At 63.6% G+C, this 3,377-nt stretch carries 2 protein-coding genes; both read right to left on the reverse strand.

Going from position 1 to position 3,377, the window contains the following annotated elements; all coding sequences use genetic code 11:
- Positions 1 to 406: 406 nt before the first annotated feature.
- Positions 407 to 2,095, reverse strand: coding sequence for an alpha-amylase family protein (locus tag AC4D14_RS18150; RefSeq protein WP_490904075.1), 1,689 nt, complete (start codon positions 2,093 to 2,095; stop codon positions 407 to 409).
- 84 nt (positions 2,096 to 2,179) lie between these two features.
- On the reverse strand, positions 2,180 to 3,136 hold the full coding sequence (locus AC4D14_RS18155; RefSeq protein ID WP_490904076.1) for a TIGR03885 family FMN-dependent LLM class oxidoreductase: 957 nt from the start codon (positions 3,134 to 3,136) through the stop codon (positions 2,180 to 2,182).
- Positions 3,137 to 3,377 lie beyond the last annotated feature (241 nt).

A 3,377-nucleotide genomic window follows, 5' to 3' on the forward strand; every position in this document is an offset into this window, starting at 1 on the left:
ACCCGAGAGAGTGTGGGAGAGTAGGACACCGCCGGACAACCATTACAAGTGAAGCCCTGACGGAAACGTCAGGGCTTCACCTGCTTAACCATCCAACCACCCACCACCCGCGCACCACCCCCGGCCGGCCCAGCCCGGCCGGCCCGGCCGCGCAGCGCCGGCACTCCAACCCGGTGCCATCCACACCGGCCCGCTGGCCCGGCCCGGCCGCCGGCAACGCCCGCGCGTAAGGCCGGCAACTGTGTGGGTCGTGCTCATGCCGGTCCACCATGGGTGGAGATTTTGACCGCTGTCCAGAAATTTCGTTCGTCCATGGAGGGCCCCGGGAACCAGGGCCTGCTGCGGGTCTACTCGTACCTCACACTGGAGGACAGGGCTGATTGCCGCCGTGGTTACCGGGTTCCCGTTAGGGAAGCCTGTGGTCGGCCGCATCGGGGATGCGCAGCCACCGGTAGTCATAAGCCCCAAGGTGAAGCTCTACCGCACCGTTGTCGGAGATCTGCTCGTCTGCCCCGCCGAGCAGGTTCAGGAGGGTCTTTCCCGCGAGGTCGCCAGGAGTATGACGGGAGCTGGTGACGTCGAGGGTCACAGTTGTGTCCTTTTCTGCGAGATTGTGAACGAGTACCATGCTCGAGGTCCCCAGGGTGCAGCGGTGGGCCAGAACCGATGGCTCGGCCTGGGAAAGTACCTCAAAGGCGCCCCAGCCAAGTTCAGGGCATTGACGGTAGCGGCGGATGAGATCCGCCAGGAAATGCAGGAGTGACTCCGGGTCCTGCCGGGCACGGGCAACGTTGACCGTGGACGGACCGAAGTCGCCCTCGACCAGGCGGGAAATCAGCTGGGCCTCGTCAGCACGGGAGAAACCCGCGTTCTTCCCGTCGCTCCACTGCATCGGCGTACGGACCGCCAGCCGTCCATCCGCATCAAGGTCTTCCCCCATACCGATCTCCTCTCCGTAAAAAAGGACCGGTGTCCCGGGGAGCGAGAAGAGCAGCGAATACACCATCCGAATGCGGCGGGCATTTCCACTGAGCATCGGTGGAAGACGGCGCTTGAGACCGCGCCCATAAACCTGCATGTGCTCCTCAGGACCGAAGGCAGCAAACACCTCCTGCCGTTCCTGTTCGGTCAGCTTGTCGAGGGTCAGTTCGTCATGGTTCCTGACGAACGTGGCCCACTGGTTGTCCGGGTTCATGGCAGGTCTTGCCTGGAGCGCGGCGGCCAGCGGGGCCGCCTCCTGGCGGGCCAGTGCGAGGTACATGTTCTGCATTCCGATGAAATCGAAAAGCATGGTCAGCTCATCGGCGGATTTTCCGCCAAGGAAACGAAGTTGGGCATCATAGGAGAGGTTCACCTCCCCAAGGAGGATCGCCGAGCCGTTCCGGCGGCCGACGAATCGCCTCAGGTCCTTGAGGAACTCGTGGGGCTCGGGTAGGTCGTCCGACTGTGTACCGGTCGTCTCGAGGATGAAGGGAACGGCGTCCACACGGAAGCCGTCCAGTCCCAGCTGCAGCCAGAAACCCGCGGCTTTGGAGATCTCGTCGCGCACCCGGGGATTGGCGATGTTCAGATCCGGCTGGTGCCGGTAGAAGCGGTGCTGGTACCACTCACCTGTCGGGTCGGACTTGGTCCAGATCGACTTCTCCTGATCGGGGAAGACCACTTCTTCCGAGGTGTCAGGCGGGGGATCGGACCGCCACACATAAAAATCGCGAAAGGGACTGTCTTTCGATCGGCGGGCCGACTCGAACCACGGGTGCTGGTCCGAGGTGTGGTTCACCACGAGGTCAGCGATCACGCGCATGCCCCGATCCTTGGCGGTCCGGATGAATTCGACGAGGTCGCCATAGGTTCCGAGCCGGCTGTCCACCCCGTATAGATCGGTGATGTCATATCCGTCGTCGCGGTCGGGGGTGGGATAGAACGGCATCAACCAGATGCACGTGACCCCAAGGTCTGCCAGGTAACTCACCCGCTCCGAAAGACCAACCAGATCACCGATGCCATCACCGTTGGAGTCGTAGAAGGTTTCGACGTCGAGGCAGTAGATGACGGCGTTTTTCCACCACAGGTCTGACGTGTCCGTAATTTTCAAAGCTCCCCCTGAATGACTGTGGATCACTGGCTGGACTGCGGGTGATGACGGGTGGCCACGACGGCTGGTGCAGGCCCCGCCCGCTCAACGGAGCTCGGGCAGGACATTGGCCGCAAAGGTGTCGATGAAGGGCTGCTGATCCTGACCCACGAAATGCAAGTACACCTCGTCGAACCCGAGCTCGAGGTACTCCTGAAGCCATTGTGCGTGCTCTCCGGTGCTGGCGGAGACATTGACTGCCTTCCGGACAGCCGACTCACCGACGTCGCCGCTGACAGCATCGAAATAGGCGGCAGTCGGAAGATCCCAGGGTATGGGCGGAGCGAAAGTATTGGTTCTCCACTGGTCCATCGCGATACCGAGGGCCTCGGCGTCAGTCGGCGCCCAGGAGAGGTGCACCTGCAGCGTCAGCGTGCCTGCGCCACCGGCATCCCGGTATGCCGAGAGCATGCTTCGCAGCCGCTCCAGCGGCTGGTTGATCGTCACCAACCCATCGGCCCAGTCCGCGGCGCGACGCGCCGTTTCCACGGTGACGGCTGGGGCGATCAACGGTGGCACGACGGCCGGAGGGTCCCAGACCCGCGCCTGTTCGACGGTCACCAGTCCGCGGTGAGTCACCTCCTCACCGCTGTGCAGGCGGCGGATAATCGACACGCACTCCTCGAGGCGCCGCTGCCGGACGTCCTTGGGTGGCCACCCCTCGCCAGTGATGTGCTCGTTCATGTTCTCGCCACTGCCCAGGGCGACCCACAGGCGGCCGGGATACATCTCGCCGAGAGTGGCGGAGGCATGGGCGAGAACCGCGGGATGGTAGCGCTGGCCGGGCGCGGTCACGACGCCAAAGCGCAAGCTGGTTCTGGCGAGGGCGGCTCCCAGCCATGACCAGGCGAACCCGGAATGACCCTGCCGAACCGACCACGGTTCGATGTGGTCCGAACACATCGCAGCGTCGAAGCCGGCCTGCTCCGCCAACACCACGTCCTCCAAAAGGCGCGATGGAGCAATCTGTTCATGGGACGCGTGAAATCCGAGAACCGCCATCCGACATGCATACCGCGCCAGCGGCAAGCTGTCGAGGGCTGCGTGAGGGTGACAGCGGCTCGAACCGTGCTGTCATGCCGGTGGCGGGTGGCGGGTGGCGTTCGTCGGATGTTTGGTGGGTGTTTGCCGGGGTGTTGGGGTGGATTTGTGTTGGGGTGGTGGGCGTCGTATAGTTGTTTAGTCGCCCCGGTGAGGGCGGCGAAACCCATACAATTCTGAGGCTGTTACCGGCGTGTGCTGT

It is taken from the genome of Arthrobacter sp. TJ-254, assembly GCF_058269175.1.

Bases quoted from the DNA above. Each gene is read 5' to 3' on its own strand.
- AC4D14_RS18155 (WP_490904076.1), bottom strand. From the start codon at position 3,136: ATGGCGGTTCTCGGATTTCACGCGTCCCATGAACAGATTGCTCCATCG.